Here is an 18,517-nt window from a genome sequence, read left to right on the forward strand (position 1 = left end):
TCTGGGGGGGCCCCCCGCCCCCGGCGGGGGCCCCCACCCCTTTCCCGCCCCGGGTCCGGCACCGGAGCCCGGCCGCGGGGCCGGGCAAGCTCCGCCGCACGCGGCGTCCAGCACGCCCGGAGGGGGTGCCCCGCGCGACCGCGCGGAGCCCGGCCGGGGACGGCCTGCGCCTGCGGCGCGGCCGTGCGAGTTCCGCCGCGTGGGGCCCGACCGGCTCCCGGCTCGGCTCCCGCACGCGGGGCCGGCCCGCGGCGTCCCGGACGCCCGGAGGGGGGCCTCACACGATCGTGTGAGGCCCCCCTCCGGCGTTGAGCCGTGCTCAGACGCCCACGGCGTCCAGCGCGTCGCCCTCCGCCTCGGCCGCGTCGGCCGCGTCGTCGGCGGCCTCGGCGGCCTTGCCCGCCTTGCCCGCCTTGCCCGCCTTCTTCGCCGCGCGGCGCTCCTTGCGGAGCTCCACCATCGCGTACAGCGTCGGGACGAGCAGCAGGGTCAGCAGGGTCGAGGTGATCAGGCCGCCGATCACGACCACGGCCAGGGGCTGGGCGATGAAGCCGCCCTCGCCGGTGACGCCGAGCGCCATCGGGAGGAGGGCGAAGATCGTCGCCAGGGCGGTCATGAGGATCGGGCGGAGGCGGTGGCGGCCGCCCTCGATGACGGCCTCGACCACTCCCAGGCCCTGGGCCCGGTACTGGTTGATGAGGTCGATCAGGACGATCGCGTTGGTGACCACGATGCCGATGAGCATCAGCATGCCGATCATGGCCGGGACGCCCATCGGGGTGCCGGTGACGATCAGCAGGCCGATCGCGCCGGTGGCGGCGAACGGGATGGAGACCAGCAGGATCAGCGGCTGGATCAGCGACCGGAAGGTCGCCACGAGCAGCATGAACACGATCGCGACGGCCGCGAGCATGGCCAGGCCCAGGTTCACGAACGCGTCGCTCTGGTCCTCGGAGACACCGCCGATGGTCGCGGTCGCGCCGGCCGGCAGGTCGATCTCCTTGAGCTTGGTCTGCAGCGCCGCGCTGACCGCGCCGGTGTTGTCGCCGGTCGGGGTGGCGGTGATGGTCGCCGCCCGGGCACCGTCGATCCGGGTCTTGGAGACCGGTCCCGGCACCAGCTCGACGGTGGCGATGTCACCCAGCTTCACCGGGCCGATCGGCAGCGCCTTCAGCTCGGCGAGCGTCGTGGCCGGCTTGGCCGAGGTGAGGACGACATCGCGCTCGGCGTCGTCCAGGATCGCCGTACCGGCCGGGGTGCCGTGCACCGCCTGGGCGACGATCAGACCGAGGGTCGCGTCGTCGAAGCCGGCGTCGGCGGCCTTGTCGTTGGCGCGCACGGAGACCCGCGGGACCGACTGGGACAGGTCGCTCTGGACGTCGGTGACGTCCTTCAGCCCCTCGACGCCCTTCTTGACGGCGTCGGCGGCCTGCTTCAGGACATCGGCGTCGGCGGCCTTGACGACCACCTTGAGGTCCTGGTTGCTGAAGGCGTCGCCGCCCGCGATGGTGGTGTCGCCGATGCCGTCGAGCCTGCCGAGGGCCTCGTCGATGGCGTCGTGGGTCTTCTCGTACGAGGCCGAGTCCTCCAGGGTCACCTGGTAGGAGGCCTGGTTGGTGCCCGTACCGCCGCCGAAGGCCGCCATGAAGCCGGAGGAGCCGATGGTGACCTGGTAGTCCTTGACGCCCTCGGTGTCGGCGAGGACCTTCTCGACCTTCTTCGCGGCCTCGTCGGAGACGGCGAGGCTGGTGCCCGGCGGGAGCTCCTGCTTGATGCTGAGCAGCTTCTGCTCGCCCTGGTCGAAGAAGTTGGTCTTCAGCAGACCGCCCATGCCGAAGGTGACCCCGAGGACCACCAGCGCGATGACCAGGCTGGTGACCCGGCGCCGGGTGGCGAAGCGCAGCACCGGGACGTACGCGCGCTGCAGCCTGCTGCGGCTCTCCTTCTCCTCGGCCTGCCGGCGGGCCTCGTCCGGGTCCTCGGACGTGCCCTTGGGGGCGCGCAGGAACCAGTACGAGAGGACCGGGACCACGGTCAGCGAGACGAGCAGCGAGGCGAGCAGCGCGGCCGTGACGGTCAGCGAGAAGGAGCCGAACAGCTCGCCGACGATGCCGCCGACCAGGCCGATCGGCAGGAAGACGGCGACGGTGGTGAGGGTCGAGGACGTGACCGCGCCGGCCACCTCCCGGACCGCGGTGATGATCGCGGTCCGGCGCTCCTCGCCGTAGCCCAGGTGCCGCTTGATGTTCTCCAGGACCACGATCGAGTCGTCGACGACCCGGCCGATGGCGATGGTGAGGGCGCCCAGGGTGAGCATGTTGAGCGAGAGGTCACGGGTCCACAGCACGATCAGGGCGAGGACCACGGACAGCGGGATGGAGACCGCGGTGACCAGGGTGGAACGCAGCGAGGCCAGGAAGAGCAGGATCACGAGGACGGCCATGACCAGGCCGAGCGCGCCCTCCGTGGTGAGGCCGGCGATGGACTTGGCGACGGCCGGGCCCTGGTCGGAGACGACCGTGAGCTTCGCGCCGGCGCCCAGGTCCTCGCGCAGCTTCGGCAGCTTGTCCTCGACGGCGCGGGAGATGGTGACGGCGCTGCCGTCCTTGTCCATGGTGGTGACCACGGCGAGGCTGGGCCTGCCGTCGGTGCGGGTGACGGAGACCCGGCGGGCCTCGTCCTGCTCGACGGCGGCGACGTCGCCGAGGCGGACGGCCCTGCCCTGCGCGGGCTTGATGCGCAGGTCCTCGATCTGCTTGAGCGAGGTGAAACCGCCGCCGACCTGGACGGTGCGGTTCATGCCGTCCTCGGTGAAGGCGCCGGCGGGCATGGTGCCGCCGCCGTTCCTGATCGCCTCGGCGAGCTTCATGGTGGTCAGACCGGCCGCGGCGAGCTTCCGGTCGTCCGGGGTGACGGAGACCTGGAGCTCCTGGACGCCGTCGATGGTGACCTGGCCGACGCCGTCGATGTCCTTGAGGACCGGGACGACGGTGCGCTCCAGCTGGTCGGCGAGCGCCTGCGGGTCCTTGTCCGAGGAGACGGCGAGGACGACGGTCGGGATGTCGTCGGTGGAACCGGCCACGACCTGCGGGTCGACGCTGTCGGGCAGCTTGCTGCGGGAACGGTTCACCGCCTGCTGGACGTCGGCGACCAGCTGCTTGGTGCCCTCGTCGCCGTAGTCGAAGCTGGCCATGATGACGGCGCTGCCCTCGGAGGCGGTGGAGGTGACGCCCTTGACGCCGTCGACCGCCTTGAGGGCGTTCTCCAGCGGCTCGACGACCTGCTTCTCCACCACGTCGGGCGAGGCCCCCTGGTACGGGGCGATGACCGAGACCATCGGGAACTCGATCGAGGGCAGCAACTGCTGCTTCAGCTGCGGGATCGCGATGGCTCCGAAGAGGAGGGCGATGATCGACATCAGTCCGATCAGCGCCCGTTGCGCGAGGCTGAATCTGGACAGCCAGGACATGGGGACTCGTTTCTGTGGCGTACTCGTATTCGGCAGGTCGGCGGCCCGTGTTCGGCGCGTCCGCACCGTGTTCGGCGCGTCCGCACCGTGTTCGGCGCGTCTGCGGCGCTCTCGGCAGGCTCCGGACACCCGCGAGGGGTGCCCAGGTACACCCTCAGGCATGACAAGGGGCCGATTCCTCGGCCCCGGGTCCCAATTCCTCACGCCGCGCATACCGCGTCTGGAGTACGCGCCGCCACGGTGTCACTCCACCCTCGGACGTACCAACCCCGACTCGTACGCGGTGACCACCAGCTGGGCCCGGTCGCGGGCGCCCAGCTTGGCCATGGTCCGGTTGACATGCGTCTTGACGGTGAGCGGGCTGACGTCGAGCCGCTCGGCGATCTCGTCGTTGGAGTGCCCGCCCGCCACCAGGACGAGCACCTCGCGCTCGCGGGCGGTGAGCGCGGACAGGCGCTCGGAGTAGGCGGGGCCGCCGTCCTCGGCGGGGTCCGCGCCGCCGCCCTGGGCGAGGAAGGAGGCGATCAGGCCCTTGGTCGCGGCTGGCGAGAGCAGCGCCTCGCCGGCGTGCGCGACCCGGATGGCGCCGAGCAGTTCCTCCGGTTCGGCGCCCTTGCCGAGGAAGCCGGAGGCCCCGGCGCGCAGCGACTGCACCACGTACTCGTCGACCTCGAAGGTGGTCAGCATGACGATCCGCACGTCGGCGAGTTCGGGGTCGGCGGTGATCATGCGGGTAGCGGCGAGCCCGTCGGTGCCGGGCATCCGGATGTCCATGAGGACCACGTCCGCCCGGGTGGTGCGGGCGAGGGCCACCGCCTCGGCCCCGTCGGCGGCCTCGGCGACCACCTCCATGTCGGGCTCGGAGTTCACCAGGACCTTGAACGCGCTGCGCAGCAGGGCCTGGTCGTCGGCAAGCAGTACCCGGATGGTCACGCGTCCCCCTCGCAGTCGGCCGGCACCGGCAGTATCGCCTGCACCCGGAAGCCGCCCCCGTAGCGGGGTGCCGCGGTGAGCGTGCCGCCGAGCGCGGTGACCCGCTCGCGCATCCCGACCAGGCCGTGCCCGCCGCCCGGCCCGGGCGCCGGCACCACCGCGGGGCCGTCGTCGAGGACGGTGACCTCGACCGTACGGCCGACCCGCAGCACGCTCACCTCGGCCCTGGCCTCGGGGCCGGCGTGCTTGCGCACATTGGTCAGCGCCTCCTGGATGATCCGGTACGCGGCGAGGTCGACGGCGGCTGGCAGCGCGACGGCCGCGTCGGTACGGGCCACCTGGACCGGCAGGCCCGCGTTGCGGAAGGTGGCGAGCAGGTCGTCGAGGACCGCGAGGCCCGACACCGGTTCGGTGGGCGCCTCGGGGTCGCCCGACTGACGCAGCAGCCCGACGGTGGCACGCAGCTCGTCGAGGGCCGAGCGGGAGGCGGCCCGGACGTGCGCCAGGGCCTCCTTGGCCTGGTCGGGGCGCTTGTCCATGACGTGCGCGGCGACCCCGGCCTGCACGTTGACCAGCGCGATGTGGTGGGCGACGACGTCGTGCAGATCGCGGGCGATCCGCAGCCGTTCCTCGGCGACCCGCCGCCGCGCCTCCTCCTCGCGGCTGCGTTCGGCGCGCTCGGCCCGCTCCCGGATCGCGGCCACGAAGGCCCGGCGGCTGCGCACCGCGTCACCGGCGGCCGCGGCCATGCCGGTCCAGGCGAACACGCCGAGGTTCTCCTGCGCGTACCAGGGGGTGGGTCCGAAGACCATGGCGGCGAAGGTCAGCACGCCCATGGTGGCGAGGCCGAGCCGCCAGGTGGTGGGCCGGTCGGTGCGGGAGGCGACGGTGAACAGGGCGATGACGGCGCCCATCGTGACGGGCGCGGGCCGCTCGTCCCGGACCAGCTCCACCAGCGAGAAGAGGGTGGTGACGGCGAGCACCGGGATGGGCCGGCTGCGGCGGAACACCAGGGCGGCGGCGGCGAGCAGCATCAGGAGCAGGCCGGCCGCGGTGGGCACCCGGTCCCCGAAGGTGGGCCCGTCGGGGCTGCCGTGCGGGTCGGTGAAGGACCCGCAGACCATGGCGGCGAGCACCACGAGGGCGAGCCCCGCGTCGAAGGCGAGTGGGTGGGCCCGCAGCCGGTCCCGGGTCCGCGCGAGCGGGGTCCCGGTGGTCGGGTCGGCCGGGGTGGCCGGGGTGCCGTAGGTCGTCACCAGGAGAACGGTACGGGGTACGGACACCACCGCGCCCCGTCCCGGGTGCGGGGGACGGGGCACGGTGGGTGGTACGAGCCGGGGGCCGGGGCCCGGCAAGGGCCTCGGCCGGTCGCCCGCCGCCCGGGCCTCAGCTCAGCCGGGGATCAGACCGTCGTCGGAGAGCATCTGGCGGACCTCGTCGAGGCTCGCGTCGGGCGCGGGCAGGATCAGCTCGGAGGGCTCCAGGGCGTCGTCCGGAAGCGGCTCCCCCAGCTCCCTGACCTTGTCGAGCAGGGCGCCGAGGGTGCGGCGGAAGCCGTCCTCGTCGCCCGACTCCATCTCTTCCAGGAGTTCGTCGTCGAGCCCGTTGAGCTCGGCGAAGTGACTGTCGGCCAGGGTGACCTGGCCCTCCCCCATGATCCGTACGATCATGACGTGCCGTCCTCCTGCCGAAGGGGTTACTTCTCGAAGCGAGGCTGGGACTGCTGCTGGTTCTGGCCCTGGTTCTGCGCGGAGCCGTTGCCGCCCTCGATGGCCTGCTGCTGGGCGGACGGGCCTCCGGCCAGTTCGGCCTTCATCCGCTGGAGCTCCAGCTCCACGTCCGTACCGCCCGAGAGGCGGTCCAGCTCGGCCTGGATGTCGTCCTTGGCCAGGCCCGACTGGTCGTCGAGCGCGCCCGAGGCGAGCAGCTCGTCGATCGCGCCGGCCCGCGCCTGGAGCTGGGCGGTCTTGTCCTCGGCCCGCTGGATGGCCAGGCCGACGTCGCTCATCTCCTCCGAGATGCCGGAGAAGGACTCGGCGATCCGGGTCTGCGCCTGGGCGGCCGTGTACGTCGCCTTGATCGTCTCCTTCTTCGTACGGAAGGCGTCGACCTTGGCCTGCAGCCGCTGCGCCGCGAGGGTGAGCTTCTCCTCCTCGCCCTGCAGGGTCTGGTGCTGCACCTCCAGGTCGCTGACCTGCTGCTGCAGCGCGGCGCGCCGGGACAGCGCCTCGCGGGCCAGGTCCTCACGGCCGAGCGCCAGCGCCTTGCGGCCCTGGTCCTCCAGCTTGGAGGACTGCCCCTGCAGCTGGTTCAGCTGCAGTTCGAGGCGCTTGCGGGAGGTCGCCACGTCGGCGACGCCGCGGCGCACCTTCTGCAGCAGCTCCAGCTGCTTCTGGTAGGAGTAATCGAGGGTCTCGCGCGGATCCTCGGCCCGGTCGAGGGCCTTGTTTGCCTTCGCGCGGAAGATCATCCCCATACGCTTCATGACACCGCTCATGGGCTTCGCGCGCCCCCTTCTGACGGACTCGGCTCAAGCACTCCAACAAGAACCACAGTACGGTTCCTCACTCCATTACCGCACTGTTCGGGGCCCGATGTGCTCCTCCCCAAGAAGGAGTGGAGATCACCGGCCCTCCGGCCCAGGGAGTAGAGGGGCACTCCGGGTGTCCTTCCCCGCCCCGGGCACGGGGTCTGCCACCGGGCAGACCCGGGGTTCGGCAGCGAAGACGCGGGCCGTTAGCGGATCGTTCCCGCCCACGCTGGGTCCCACACCCCGCACCACGTACCCTTGGCCTTGTGTTCCGTAGCCGTTCGAAGGATGAGAAGGCCCCCACCGACAAGGTGACGGCGGACCTCTCCAAGCAGCCCCGCGACCCCGAGGCCCCCAAGGGCCGCCCGACCCCGAAGCGGAGTGACGCGCAGTCCCAGCGCCGCCGTGCGCAGTCAGCGCCGCTGGACCGCAAGGAGGCCGCCAAGCGTCAGCGCGAGGCCCGCCGCGCGGATCTCGCCCGCCAGCGCGAGGCGCTGAACAGCGGTGACGAGCGCTATCTGCCGGCCCGCGACAAGGGTCCGGTGCGGCGCTTCGTCCGCGACTTCGTCGACTCGCGCTTCGCGGTCGCCGAGTTCTTCCTGCCGATGGCCGTGGTCATCCTGGTCCTGTCGCTCTTCGGCAACACCAATCGCTCGCTGCAGAGCATCTCGCTGCTGCTGTGGGGCGTCGTGGTCGTGCTGATCGTGCTCGACTCGATCGGCCTCTGGTTCCGCCTGAAGAAGCAGCTCAACGAGCGCTTCCCGAACGAGCCGAAGCGCGGCGCCATCGCGTACGGCCTGATGCGCACGCTCCAGATGCGCCGGCTGCGGCTGCCGAAGCCGCAGGTCAAGCGCGGAGAGCGGCCCTGAGCGTCGAGCACCCGCCCGCGGCTCCGGCCGCGGGCGGTTCCGTCGGCGCGACCGGGGGCGAGGCACTTCCCGTGGTCGGCAGCCGGCCCGCCGAGCCCGGCGGGCTGCGCGACACCGTCCGCCAGGAACTGATCGCGCGCCAGCTCGACGAGCAGATAGGCGCCCGCTATCCGGTGGGGCAGCGGCTGCGCATCCTCGACGCGGGCATGGGACAGGGCACCCAGGCCCTGCGCCTGGCCCGGGCCGGGCACACGGTGACCGGTCTGGAGGCCGACCCCGAGCTGCTCCAGGCCGCCCGCGAGTCGCTCGCGACCGAACCGGCCGGGATCCGCGAGCGGGTCCGGCTGATCCACGGCGACGGGCGCGAGACCGGGGTGCACTTCCTGCCCGGCAGCTTCGACGTCGTCCTCTGTCACGGTGTGCTGATGTACGCCGACGAGCCCGACGCGCTGCTCGCGGGCCTGGCCCGGATGCTGGCCCCCGGGGGCCTGCTGTCCCTGGTGGTACGGAACGCGGAGGCGCTGGCCATGCGGCCGGGCCTCGCCGGGGACTGGGCGGGCGCGCTCGACGGCTTCGAGTCGGACACGTACACCGACCGCGACGGGGTGAAGGGGCGGGCCGACCGGCTCGACGCCCTCACCACGACGCTCGCCGGGATCGCGGCCCCGCTGCACGCCTGGTACGGGGTGCGGGTCTTCACCGACGGCATCCCCGCTGACATGGGCCTGCCGGCCGCCGCCGACCTCGAGCGGCTGCTCACCGCCGAGGACCGGGCCGGCCGCACCGAGCCGTACCGCCGGATCGCGGGCCTGCTGCACCTCTGCGGCGTACGGGGCTGAGGCGGACGGGAGCGGGGGCCGTTCCGGTGGCCACCGGTCCGCACCCCCCTGATCGGGTGTCTTCACCAAGGCGTACGCCTCCCGCGGCCCGGAGACTGCGGACATGAGACGTCTCCTGCTCCCCCTCGCCGCCGGGGCCTGTGCCGTCGCCCTGGTCGGCGGCTGCTCGGCCGGTGGCGCGCCGCGCGCCGAGCGGTCGCCGTCCGGACCGTCCACCCAGGCCGCCGCCGCTCCGCGGGTCTCCAACGAGCTCCAGGACGACTACCAGGAAGTGATCAAGGACGTCCTGCCGTCGGTGGTGCAGATCGACGCGTCGCAGAGCCTCGGTTCCGGCGTCGTCTACGACGACAAGGGCCACATCGTCACCAACGCGCATGTGGTCGGCGAGGAGCGGACGTTCCGGGTCTCGGCGGCGACCGGCGGGCAGCCGGTGACGGCGAAGCTCGTCTCCGCCTATCCCGAGCAGGACCTCGCGGTGATCAAGCTGGACAGCCTGCCGGAGGGGCTGAAGCCGGCGAAGCTCGGCGATTCGAGCAAGGTCGACATGGGGCAGATCGTGCTGGCGATGGGGTCTCCGCTCGGCCTGTCCGGCAGCGTCACCCAGGGCATCGTGTCGGCGACCGGCCGGACGGTCAGCGAGGGCAGCGAGGGCGGCGGGACCGGCGCGACGATCGGCAACCTGGTGCAGACCTCCGCCGCGATCAACCCGGGCAACAGCGGGGGCGCCCTCGTGAACCTGGACAGCGAGGTCATCGGCATCCCGACCCTCGCGGCGATCAGTCCGGACCTGGGCGGCGGCTCGGCGCCGGGCATCGGTTTCGCGATCCCCGCGTCGATGGTCAGGACGGTGGCCGACCAGATCATCGCGACCGGCAAGGTGACGGACTCGGGGCGGGCCGCGCTCGACATCACGGGCCGCACGATCGTGGACGAGAACAACGAGCCGGCCGGCGTCGCGATCGTCGAGGCGGAGCCGGGCGGGGCCGCCGCGAAGGCGGGGCTTCGCGCGGGTGACGTGATCACCCGCGTCGATGACGACCCGATCACCACGATCACCTCGCTCGCGGAGTCGCTGGCGGGCCGGAAGCCGGGCGACAAGGTGACGGTGACGTTCACGCGGGGCGCGCAGGAGGGCGAGGTCCAGGTCACGCTGGGCGAGATCTAACACCGCCGCGCCCGTTGTGCGCGCCCGCCCGTTGCAGGGCGCCTCGCCCCCCGTTGCGGGCCGCCCCGCTGCCCCCCGTTGTGGGCATACGTTCCGCAGGGGCGGAACGGGTGGGCACAACGGACGGCGCCCCTTGCCGGGCCTAGGCTCCCTGCGCCTGGACGGTCACCCGTAGGGCACTGCGCAACTGGTGCGGGTTCAGGCGCAGGTGCGGAACGCGCCCGCATGGGCGCCGTCCCGTGTGCCCACCCGTCCCGCCCCAGCGGGACGAATGCCCACACGGAGGCGACGACGGGCCACCGCCCATGCAGGGCGCAGGCTCGCAACGGAGTGGCGAGCCCCGCACCGTCAGGCACCGCCCAGCGGGCGCGGGCCCACGCGGAGGGCGGGCGGTGCTCCTGTCCTAGCCCTCGGCGTCCAGCGGCATCGGGCCGTAGATCTTCGCGCCGTCCTCCGACAGCGTCACCTGGTCCGCGCCTCCGTCCAGGAGGTCGCGCCAGTGTTCACCGATCCAGGACTCGGCGTCGCCCTGGGTGGTGAACTCCTCGGGGGTCACCACCGGCGTGACCTCGGTGCCGTCGGACTTCTCGAACCGCCACGTCCATGCCATGTCCGCCTCCGGTTGATCTTCCGGTTGATCGGTTTCCTGCCCGCAGCGTAGCCGGGCGCGCACCCCTCGCGGTGTCGCGGGAGGATCTGGGTGTGGAACTGACTCTGCTCGGCACCGGCGCCCCGCTCGGACTCCCCCGCCCCGACTGCCCGTGCGCCGTGTGCGCGGTGTCCCGCGGGGAGCGGGCGCGGGCCGCGACCTCGCTGCTCGTGGACGGGGCGCTGCTGCTCGACCTGACGCCGGGGGCCGCGCTGGCGGCCGCCCGTTCGGGGCACTCGCTGGTGGGCGTACGGCAGGTGCTGCTCACGCATCCGCACGACGGGCCGGCCGTGGAGGTCCCGGCGGGGCTTCCGACGGCGGGCCGGGTGCCGGACGGGCGGGAGCTGACGCTGATCAGCGGGCACCGGGTGCGGGCGATGCCGATGGATGCGCCGGGCACGGGGTACGAGGTGACGTCGGCGGACGGCGAGCGGTTGCTCTATCTGCCGCCGGGCGGCTCGCCGGCCGGTCTGGTGGACGACCACCGCAGGCCGTACGACCTGGTGGTGGCGGATGTGACGGGACGGCCGGACGCGCTGGCCCGGCTGCGGGCGACGGGCGCGGTCGGGCCGGCCACGGATGTGATCGCGGCGCATCTGGATCATGACGCCCCGGCCGGGGCCGAGCTGGACCGGCGGCTCGCGGCGGCGGGCGCGCGGGCGGTGCCGGACGGGACGACGCTGTACGTGGGCGAGTACCACGCGGTGCCGGACGTGCCGCGCCGCACGCTGGTCACCGGCGGCGCCCGGTCGGGCAAGTCGGTGGAGGCGGAGCGGCGGATGGAGACCTTCCCCGAGGTCGTGTACGTGGCGACGGGCGGGACCCGCGAGGGCGACCCGGAGTGGGCCCACCGGGTGGGCCTGCACCGGGACCGGCGGCCGGGCTCCTGGCGTACGGAGGAGACGACCGACCTGGTACCGCTGCTCGCGGCCGAGGGTCCGCCGCTGCTGATCGACTGTCTGTCGCTGTGGCTGACGGACGCCATGGACCGGGTCGGCGCCTGGGACGACGACACCTGGGCGGGCGGCGGGCGGGACGCGCTGGCGGCGCGGGTCGCGGAGCTGGTGGCGGCGGTCCGGGGGACCTCGCGGACGGTGGTGGCGGTGACCAACGAGGTGGGGTCGGGCGTGGTGCCGGCGACGGCCTCGGGGCGGCGCTTCCGGGACGAGCTGGGGCGGCTGAACGCGGCCTTCGGCGACGAGTGCGAGCAGGTGCTGCTCGTGGTCGCCGGGCAGGCGCTCGTCCTGCGCGGGTAGGCGCACGGGAACTCCGGGACAAGGCCCGGTCCACGGGGCCGCCCGGGCGGACGCGCGGGTAGGGTGCGATCGACCGCGTGACAGTGCCACGACACAGTGCCCACGACCGTATGGACGTCCTAGGTGGAAGCGACCTTGAACCTCGACGACTTCTCCGATCTGATCGAGCGCCCCGACGGGGGGATCCGGCGTGACGCCGAGGAGCGCAGGGAGCGCCTGAGCGTCCGGCCGGGCGCCCTGGGGCGGCTCGACGAGCTGGGCGAGTGGCTGTCGGCGGCGCAGGGTGCGGTGCCGGTGCGGCCGCTGGAGTCGCCGAAGGTGGTGCTGTTCGCGGGCGACCACGGTGTGGCCTCCCTCGACGTGTCGGGGCGGGCCGCGGGCACGGCGTACGAGCTGGTGCGCGCGGTGCTCGACGGTGCGAGCCCGGTGGCGGTGCTCGCGCGGGCCCAGCAGGTGCCGGTGCGGGTGGTGGACGCGGGTCTGGACTGCGATCCGGAGCTGCTGCCGGCCGAGGTGACGCGGCGCCGGGTGCGGCGCGGTGCGGGCCGGATCGACATCGAGGACGCGCTGACGGTCGAGGAGGCGCGGGCGGCGCTGGAGCTCGGCATCGCGGTGGCCGACGAGGAGGCCGACTCGGGCACCGATCTCGTCGTGCTCGGGGATCTGAGCGTGGGCGGCACGACCCCGGCGTCGACGCTGATCGCGGCGCTGTGCGGGACCGACGCGTCCGTGGTGACGGGCCGCGGCGGGGCCGGGATCGACGATCTGGCGTGGATGCGCAAGTGCGCGGCGATCCGGGACGCGCTGCGCCGGGCCCGGCCGGTGCTCGGCGACCAGCTGGAGCTGCTCGCGACGGTCGGCGGCGCCGATCTGACGGCGATGACCGGTTTCCTGCTCCAGGCCTCGGTGCGCCGGATGCCGGTGATCCTGGACGGTGTGGTGGGCGCGGCGTGTGCCCTGGTCGCGCAGCGGGCGGCGTTCCGGGCGCCGGACTGGTGGCTGGCGGGCCAGGTGAGCGGGGAGCCGGCGCAGGCGAAGGCGCTGGACCGGATGGCGCTCAACCCGCTGCTCGACCACGGCGTCACTGTGGGCGAGGGAACCGGGGCGCTGCTCGCGCTGCCCCTCGTCCGGGCCGCCGCCGCGCTGGCGGCGGAACTGCCGGAGGTTGCGGAGACCTCCGCTCCGGTGGCGGACGAGGTGGGCTGAGCCGACGGATCACGGCGCCGGGAGTGTTCCGCCCGCCACGCGGGCGTGGGCGCCCCCGGCGCCCCGCCAGGAGAAGCGGTGCCCCATATGATCGCTTTTCATGGGAGAGGTCCGTTTGTCCACCGAGGGAGCGCCCCAGAGCACGGTCCGTTCGCGGCGCAGCGCCGCGTTCGCCGTCTGGTATCTGCGGGTCGTCACGTTCATCAACTTCCTGAGCGCCGTCTGGGTGTCGTTCGGCAATGACCTGCGCCGGCACAACGAGGACAACTACTTCACCCCGTACATGCTGACGGCGGGCTTCGCCTCCGGCGCGTTCACGCTCTTCCTGGCGATCACCATGCGCCGCCGCAAGCGGGCCGCGTGGATCCTGAACTTCGTGCTCAGCGGGCTCTTCCTGCTGCTCTTCGCGCTGGTGATGGTCTTCCCCGAGATCCGGGAGCACCCCCAGAACTGGATCTCGCTGGTCCTCACGGCGGCCTTCTTCACGGCGCTGCTGCTCGGCCGCAAGGAGTTCTACGCGAAGGGCGACCGCTCCAACCCGCTGCTCGCCACCGCCGTGGCGGTCGGCGGACTGCTCGTCACCTCGCTGCTCGCCGCCGGTCTGGTGACGCTCACCAACGAGGCCACCGCGCCCTCCACGTTCCTGGAGCGCTGGCGGTACGGCGTGATGCGGCTGATCACCCTGGCCGCCGACGACTCGCGGTTCGCCGGCATCTCCACGCCCGGCTGGGTCGACGTGGTCATCAACGTGATGTCGACGCTGCTGCTCTTCGCCGTGCTCTTCGCGGCCTTCCGCTCCCGGCGGGCCGTCGACCCGCTCACCGAGGAGGACGAGGACCGGCTGCGGACGCTGCTCGACAAGCAGGGCGACCGGGACTCGCTCGGCTACTTCGCGCTGCGCCGCGAGAAGAGCGTGATCTGGTCCCCGAGCGAGAAGGCGGCGATCGCCTACCGGGTGGTCGGCGGGGTCTCGCTCGCCTCCGGCGACCCGATCGGCGACCCGGAGGCCTGGCCGGGCGCCATCGAGCCCTGGCTCGCCGAGGCCCGCGAGCACGGCTGGATCCCGGCCGTGATGGGCGCGAGCGAGGAGGCCGGCACGATCTACGCCCGGCACGGTCTGGACGCCCTGGAGCTGGGCGACGAGGCGATCGTGGAGACCGACGAGTTCACGCTGGACGGGCGGGCCATGCGGACCGTGCGGCAGGCCTTCAACCGGGTCAAGCGGGCCGGTTACGAGGTCCGCATCCGGCGCCACGAGGACATCCCGGCCGACGAGATGGCCGTCCTGCTCGCCAAGGCCGACGCCTGGCGGGACGGGGAGACCGAGCGCGGCTTCTCGATGGCGCTCGGGCGGCTCGGCGACCCTCGGGACGGGCGCTGCGTGATGCTGGAGTGCACGGACGAGAAGGGCGAGCTGCGGGCGCTGCTCTCCTTCGTGCCGTGGGGCCCCAAGGGGCTCTCGCTCGACCTGATGCGCCGCGACCGGGAGTCCGAGAACGGCCTGATGGAGTTCATGGTCATCGAACTGCTCCAGCGCGCGAAGGAGATCGGGATCACGCAGGTCTCGCTGAACTTCGCGATGTTCCGGTCCGTCTTCGAACGCGGCTCGAAGCTCGGGGCGGGACCCGTGCTGCGGATGTGGCGTTCGCTGCTCAGCTTCTTCTCCCGCTGGTGGCAGATCGAGTCGCTGTACCGCGCCAACGCCAAGTACCGACCGATCTGGGAGCCCCGATTCATGCTCTTCGAGAAGAGCGCCGACCTGCTGCGGATCGGCCTCGCCGCCGGCCGCGCCGAAGGCTTCCTGGAGGCCCCCGGTCTGCCCGGGTGGATGCACCGCAAGCACCTGGAAGGCAGACGTTGATCCCGCTGCCGGTACGGGCGTTCGCCCGCCGCGAGTGGGGCCCGCTGTACGGCACCGTACGGACGGCGCTGGTCACCCGGAGGTGGCGGGCGATCCCGATGACCCTGGCCGCCGTCTGCCTGACGTCCGTCCTCCAGATCGTGCAGAACCAGGACTGGGGCTACCAGGCGGTCCAGGACATCGGCTCCGTACGGGCGGAGGACCCGCTGGTCCTCTCCCTGCTCCGGACCCCGCTCTCGCTCTTCGTACCGGCGCTCGACCTGCCCGTGTGGGGCGCGCTCGGGCAGGTCCTGCTTGTCTTCGGGATCGCCGAGATCTGTCTCGGCAGGGTGCGGACCCTGCTCCTGGCGTACGTGGCGACGCTCGCCGGCACGCTGTACGCCCGGGTCGGCATCGCGCTCGGCCCGGACAGTCCGCTGGGTCTTCCGGCCACCGACGCGCAGGTGGTCGACACCGGCCCGTCGGCGGCGGTGGTCGCTCTCGCGGTGTACGTGTGCTGGCGCTCACGGGCGCGCTGGACCGGGACCCTGGTGATCGTCGCCATGGTGGTCGAGGTGCTGGTCAAGAACAACCTGGCGGGCAAGGAGCACATCGCGGCGATCGCGGCCGTGCTCCTGGCGGTCGCCCTCCAGGAGTGGCGGGCGCGTCGCCGGCGGCGCGGTCAGCCCGGGGGCGTGGAGCCGCGCCCCGGAACCCGCTCCTGGAAACCGCCGATCAGGTCCTGAGCCCTGCGCCGTACCTTCACCCAGCGCTTGTCGTGCCGGTAGGCGCGGATACGGGAGCGGGCCCGGGCGCGGTGGCGGCGCGGGTAGAGCCGGCGGGACCACCAGGAGCCGGGGCGGGCGAGGCGGACGGCGCCGACGATCGCCACGAACGGGATCAGGGTGCCGATCACGGCCATCCGGAACTTGCCCTTCACCAGGGTGACCAGGACGAAGAGGAAGTTGACCACGAGGGTGAGGATGAACGTCACCCGGTCCTGCCGCTCCTCCGACGTCATGTCGTTCACGCCGAGCGGGGAGAACCCGGCGAGAGCGAGCAGCACCAGGGCGGCGGTGAGCACCACCACCTCGACGCTCTGTCTGCCCGCCTCCGACCAGTAGACGTCGTCGAGGTGCAGGATCAGCGCGAACTCGTCGAGGACCAGGCCCGCGCCGACCCCGAAGATCACCGCGAACACCGCCGAGCCCACCCCGTGCCGCAGGCTGCCGACCGCGCCGAAGCCGCCGACGATGGTGAGCACCACCCCCGGCACGACGTGGTGGATGTGCAGCCCGCCGGCCGAGGAGACATTGCGGAAGGGGCCCTTGCCGGCCCGGATGAGCCGGGTGATGGTGCGGGTGACCGCGAAGGTCAGCACGAAGGAGGTCAGGGCGAGGAACAGCGGGAGTTTCCCGGGTTCCACGATGTTGCGGGAGAACCAGTGACCCATGCCACCCTCTGCCGATTGTTCAGCTTTCTTCCGTTCCGGCCCATTTAACCCTCCGTCCGGGGCACTACCCTTCCGCGGATGGACGGCCTGCGTTTCGCCTTCGGCACCCTCACCGTGCTCCCCGCCCGCATCACCCGCTGGGACCGCGACGCGGCCCGCGCCGGGATGCTCCGCGCCCCGCTCGCGGGCCTGGTCGTCGGCCTGTTCGCGGCCGCGGTCGGCGGGGTGTTCCTGCTGCTCGGGGCCGGCCCGCTGCTCGCCGCCGTCCTCACCGTCGCGGTGCCCGCACTGCTGACCCGCGGTCTGCACCTCGACGGGCTCGCCGACACCGCCGACGGACTCGGCAGCGCGAAGCCCGCGGAGGACGCGCTGCGCATCATGAAGCAGTCCGACATCGGCCCGTTCGGGGTCATCGCCCTCGTCCTCGTGCTGCTCGCCCAGGTCGCGGCCCTGTACGAGCTGTACGGGGAGGGCTGGGCGCACGGCGCGGTGGCCGCCGCCCTCGCCGCGACCGTCGCCCGCCTCGCCCTCACCTCCGCCTCCCGCGAGGGCGTCCCGGCGGCCCGCCCGGAGGGCCTGGGCGCGATCGTCGCCTCGACCGTCCCGGTCCGGGCCGCCGCCCTGACGGCCCTCGCGGTCCTGGCCCTCGCGGCGGCGAGCGGCGCGCTGTTCTCCCCCTGGGACGCCCTGCGCCAGGTGCTCGCCGCGCTCGCCGCGCTGGGCGTGGCGGAGCTGCTGCTGCGGCGGTGCGTGCGGCGCTTCGGCGGGGTGACGGGGGATGTGTTCGGGGCGGTGGAGGAGACGGCGGCGACGGTGGCGGTGGTGGCGCTGACGCTGGGCTGAGCCCACTTGCGACGCCGGTCAGCAGGGCCTGCGCCACACCCCCAGGTCGTACTTCTTCAGCATCGAGCTGAGCCCGAGTTCCTTCGACCGCGGGCAGAACTCCGTGAGCGGCAGCTCGTACTCGACGTGGAAGACCGCCTTCCCCGCCGCCACGAACGGCGTGAGCAGCTCGCACTCCTCGTACTCGGCGCACTGCTCGTTGACCGCGAAGTCGAAGTCGGGGAGGAGCTGCGGGATCTGGTCCAGGTCGTTCTTCAGGCCCACGGCCAGGCCCCGTTCGTGGGCGAGGCGGGCGATCAGACGGTTGTACGTGAGCTGGTCGGCGGCGGTGAGGGGGAAGCCGGTGCGGTTGGTGTAGCCGTCCATGTTGTCGGGTTCGACCGCGTCGAAGCCCTTGGCGCGGCACATGTCGAGGCGGGCCGCCATCAGCGGGCCGAGGACGTCGGTGCGGCGGATGTCGAGCCAGCGTTCGCCGGGCCAGCCGTTGCTCCTGCCGAGCACGGCCTTCGGGAACTGCGCGGCGTCGGGGCGGAACTCCTCCCAGGCGCCGGTGGAGAGGTAGCAGACGACCTTGCGGCCCCGGCCGTGCAGGTCGGCGACGGCCGCGGCCGGGTGGTCGAAGCCGTCGATGTCGTACACCGGCACGTCGACCGTCGGGTCGAGGCGGCCGCTGAGCTGCCACTGCCAGGCGAGGCCGGGCGCGGGGTGCCAGAGGTCCACCGACTTGTGGTCCGGGCCGACCGGGCGGTCCGGGCTTTCGGTCCGGTCGGGGGCGGGTGGCGTGGTGCAGGCCGCGGCGAGCAGCAACAGCGGGACGAGCAGGACCAGCAGACGTCTCATCGGACGGGCTCCAGGGTGTGCGGCAGGGTCCCCCACGGGTGCGCGCCGGTGCCGGGGACCGCGCAGTGCACCGGGGTGGCGGGGCGGGTGCCGGGCGGGGCCGCGTACACCAGATGGCAGTAGTGGGCGGCGACCGGCAGGTCGAGGCGCTGATAGGCGTCCCACGGGCCCTCGAAGGTGACGAGCAGTTCGGCGAGGGCCTCGTAGCCGGGGGCCGGCTGGGCGCCGTGGTTGAGGACCAGCGTGCGCGCCCCGGCCGCACGGGCCGACACCGCCAGGCGCCGGTAGTGCGGCAGCGCGCCCGGCTCGGTCGGCACCTGGTCGAGGAAGGCCCCGTCGGCCGCGTACCAGTCGCGGTGCCGCACCAGGTCGGCGACCACCTCGGCGTGCGGGCGGCGCCCGTAGTCGGTGTCGGCGTAGCCGAGGACCCGTACCCCGGCGGCCCGCAGCCGCGCGGCGACCTCGGCGAAGGCGGGGTCGGGCGCGGTGCCGGCGCCGCTCGCCGGGTTGAGGACGACGCCGTAGAGGGACGGCGCGGCCGCGAGGAGGGCGGCCCAGGCCTCGGGGCGGTCGGCGGGGTGCTCGTAGAACGGCACCAGGAGAGAGGCGTGCACAGTCCAAACCC

The 18,517-nt window shown here is 73.2% G+C and carries 17 protein-coding genes; 8 read left to right on the forward strand and 9 right to left on the reverse strand.

Going from position 1 to position 18,517, the window contains the following annotated elements; translation table 11 throughout:
* Positions 1 to 319: 319 nt before the first annotated feature.
* The 5 genes from AB0C73_RS30405 to AB0C73_RS30425 all read right to left on the reverse strand — a co-directional run bounded on the left by AB0C73_RS30405 (position 320) and on the right by AB0C73_RS30425 (position 6,899).
* Entirely contained in the window at positions 320 to 3,469 is a 3,150-nt protein-coding gene (locus AB0C73_RS30405) for an efflux RND transporter permease subunit (protein WP_362536415.1), read from the reverse strand.
* A 243-nt stretch (positions 3,470 to 3,712) separates the two neighbouring features.
* Positions 3,713 to 4,402 (reverse strand): response regulator transcription factor, encoded by a 690-nt coding sequence (locus AB0C73_RS30410; RefSeq protein WP_362536417.1) that lies wholly within the window; start codon positions 4,400 to 4,402, stop codon positions 3,713 to 3,715.
* Positions 4,399 to 5,658, reverse strand: a complete 1,260-nt coding sequence (locus AB0C73_RS30415) for a histidine kinase (protein WP_362536419.1) — start codon at positions 5,656 to 5,658, stop codon at positions 4,399 to 4,401. The genes AB0C73_RS30410 and AB0C73_RS30415 overlap by 4 nt, the downstream gene beginning before the upstream one ends.
* 135 nt (positions 5,659 to 5,793) lie before the next feature.
* Positions 5,794 to 6,072, reverse strand: coding sequence for a hypothetical protein (locus tag AB0C73_RS30420; RefSeq protein ID WP_362536421.1), 279 nt, complete (start codon positions 6,070 to 6,072; stop codon positions 5,794 to 5,796).
* A 26-nt stretch (positions 6,073 to 6,098) separates the two neighbouring features.
* Positions 6,099 to 6,899, reverse strand: a complete 801-nt coding sequence (locus tag AB0C73_RS30425; RefSeq protein WP_362536423.1) for a PspA/IM30 family protein — start codon at positions 6,897 to 6,899, stop codon at positions 6,099 to 6,101.
* Between the two features lie 299 nt (positions 6,900 to 7,198).
* Between AB0C73_RS30425 and AB0C73_RS30430 the strand changes: the two genes are divergently transcribed.
* The 3 genes from AB0C73_RS30430 (at position 7,199) to AB0C73_RS30440 (ending at position 9,805) form a co-directional block, all read left to right on the forward strand.
* On the forward strand, positions 7,199 to 7,801 hold the full coding sequence (locus AB0C73_RS30430) for a DUF3043 domain-containing protein (protein ID WP_362536425.1): 603 nt from the start codon (positions 7,199 to 7,201) through the stop codon (positions 7,799 to 7,801).
* Between the two features lie 71 nt (positions 7,802 to 7,872).
* Positions 7,873 to 8,640, forward strand: coding sequence for a methyltransferase domain-containing protein (locus AB0C73_RS30435; protein WP_362536427.1), 768 nt, complete (start codon positions 7,873 to 7,875; stop codon positions 8,638 to 8,640).
* A gap of 103 nt (positions 8,641 to 8,743) precedes the next feature.
* Positions 8,744 to 9,805: a trypsin-like peptidase domain-containing protein gene (locus AB0C73_RS30440; RefSeq protein WP_362536429.1), complete on the forward strand. Its 1,062-nt coding sequence runs from the start codon at positions 8,744 to 8,746 to the stop codon at positions 9,803 to 9,805.
* Between the two features lie 403 nt (positions 9,806 to 10,208).
* Here the strand turns inward: AB0C73_RS30440 and AB0C73_RS30445 are convergent, their stop codons facing one another.
* Positions 10,209 to 10,415 (reverse strand): hypothetical protein, encoded by a 207-nt coding sequence (locus AB0C73_RS30445; protein ID WP_265861758.1) that lies wholly within the window; start codon positions 10,413 to 10,415, stop codon positions 10,209 to 10,211.
* Between the two features lie 92 nt (positions 10,416 to 10,507).
* On the opposite strand from AB0C73_RS30445, the gene AB0C73_RS30450 reads away from it, so the two are divergent.
* From AB0C73_RS30450 to AB0C73_RS30465, 4 genes are all read left to right on the forward strand, one after another.
* Complete coding sequence (locus AB0C73_RS30450) at positions 10,508 to 11,710, forward strand: bifunctional adenosylcobinamide kinase/adenosylcobinamide-phosphate guanylyltransferase (RefSeq protein WP_362536431.1); 1,203 nt, start codon at positions 10,508 to 10,510, stop codon at positions 11,708 to 11,710.
* A 135-nt stretch (positions 11,711 to 11,845) separates the two neighbouring features.
* A complete protein-coding gene (cobT, locus tag AB0C73_RS30455) occupies positions 11,846 to 12,916 on the forward strand; it encodes a nicotinate-nucleotide--dimethylbenzimidazole phosphoribosyltransferase (protein WP_362536500.1) in 1,071 nt (356 codons plus the stop codon).
* A gap of 100 nt (positions 12,917 to 13,016) precedes the next feature.
* Positions 13,017 to 14,777 carry a phosphatidylglycerol lysyltransferase domain-containing protein gene (locus AB0C73_RS30460; protein WP_362536432.1) on the forward strand — a complete coding sequence of 587 codons (1,761 nt, stop codon included), beginning with the start codon at positions 13,017 to 13,019 and terminating at the stop codon, positions 14,775 to 14,777.
* Positions 14,774 to 15,502 carry a hypothetical protein gene (locus AB0C73_RS30465; RefSeq protein WP_362536434.1) on the forward strand — a complete coding sequence of 243 codons (729 nt, stop codon included), beginning with the start codon at positions 14,774 to 14,776 and terminating at the stop codon, positions 15,500 to 15,502. The genes AB0C73_RS30460 and AB0C73_RS30465 overlap by 4 nt, the downstream gene beginning before the upstream one ends.
* On the opposite strand, the gene AB0C73_RS30470 is transcribed toward AB0C73_RS30465, so the two are convergent.
* Positions 15,439 to 16,209: a hypothetical protein gene (locus AB0C73_RS30470; RefSeq protein WP_362536435.1), complete on the reverse strand. Its 771-nt coding sequence runs from the start codon at positions 16,207 to 16,209 to the stop codon at positions 15,439 to 15,441. The two genes, AB0C73_RS30465 and AB0C73_RS30470, sit on opposite strands and share 64 nt — an antisense overlap.
* Positions 16,210 to 16,287: 78 nt before the next feature.
* Between AB0C73_RS30470 and cobS the strand changes: the two genes are divergently transcribed.
* Positions 16,288 to 17,052 (forward strand): adenosylcobinamide-GDP ribazoletransferase, encoded by a 765-nt coding sequence (gene cobS / locus AB0C73_RS30475; protein WP_362536437.1) that lies wholly within the window; start codon positions 16,288 to 16,290, stop codon positions 17,050 to 17,052.
* An 18-nt stretch (positions 17,053 to 17,070) separates the two neighbouring features.
* Here the strand turns inward: cobS and AB0C73_RS30480 are convergent, their stop codons facing one another.
* Together AB0C73_RS30480 and AB0C73_RS30485 are read right to left on the reverse strand one after the other, a co-directional pair.
* A complete protein-coding gene (locus tag AB0C73_RS30480; RefSeq protein WP_362536439.1) occupies positions 17,071 to 17,892 on the reverse strand; it encodes an endo alpha-1,4 polygalactosaminidase in 822 nt (273 codons plus the stop codon).
* Positions 17,889 to 18,506 carry a spherulation-specific family 4 protein gene (locus tag AB0C73_RS30485; protein ID WP_362536441.1) on the reverse strand — a complete coding sequence of 206 codons (618 nt, stop codon included), beginning with the start codon at positions 18,504 to 18,506 and terminating at the stop codon, positions 17,889 to 17,891. Before AB0C73_RS30485 ends, AB0C73_RS30480 begins: the two co-directional genes overlap by 4 nt.
* Positions 18,507 to 18,517 lie beyond the last annotated feature (11 nt).

The sequence above is a fragment of the Streptomyces sp. NPDC048623 genome (assembly GCF_040650755.1).
In the GTDB taxonomy this organism is placed as follows: Bacteria; Actinomycetota; Actinomycetes; order Streptomycetales; family Streptomycetaceae; genus Streptomyces.

What these genes read in the sequence shown, in the direction of transcription:
- AB0C73_RS30480 (WP_362536439.1), bottom strand. Translation starts at nt 17,892, where the DNA reads ATGAGACGTCTGCTGGTCCTGCTCGTCCCGCTGTTGCTGCTCGCCGCG.
- AB0C73_RS30420 (WP_362536421.1), bottom strand. Translation starts at nt 6,072, where the DNA reads ATGATCGTACGGATCATGGGGGAGGGCCAGGTCACCCTGGCCGACAGT.
- AB0C73_RS30460 (WP_362536432.1), top strand. Translation starts at nt 13,017, where the DNA reads ATGGGAGAGGTCCGTTTGTCCACCGAGGGAGCGCCCCAGAGCACGGTC.
- AB0C73_RS30470 (WP_362536435.1), bottom strand. Translation starts at nt 16,209, where the DNA reads ATGGGTCACTGGTTCTCCCGCAACATCGTGGAACCCGGGAAACTCCCG.
- AB0C73_RS30425 (WP_362536423.1), bottom strand. Translation starts at nt 6,899, where the DNA reads ATGAGCGGTGTCATGAAGCGTATGGGGATGATCTTCCGCGCGAAGGCA.
- AB0C73_RS30445 (WP_265861758.1), bottom strand. Translation starts at nt 10,415, where the DNA reads ATGGCATGGACGTGGCGGTTCGAGAAGTCCGACGGCACCGAGGTCACG.
- AB0C73_RS30440 (WP_362536429.1), top strand. Translation starts at nt 8,744, where the DNA reads ATGAGACGTCTCCTGCTCCCCCTCGCCGCCGGGGCCTGTGCCGTCGCC.
- cobS (WP_362536437.1), top strand. Translation starts at nt 16,288, where the DNA reads ATGGACGGCCTGCGTTTCGCCTTCGGCACCCTCACCGTGCTCCCCGCC.
- AB0C73_RS30405 (WP_362536415.1), bottom strand. Translation starts at nt 3,469, where the DNA reads ATGTCCTGGCTGTCCAGATTCAGCCTCGCGCAACGGGCGCTGATCGGA.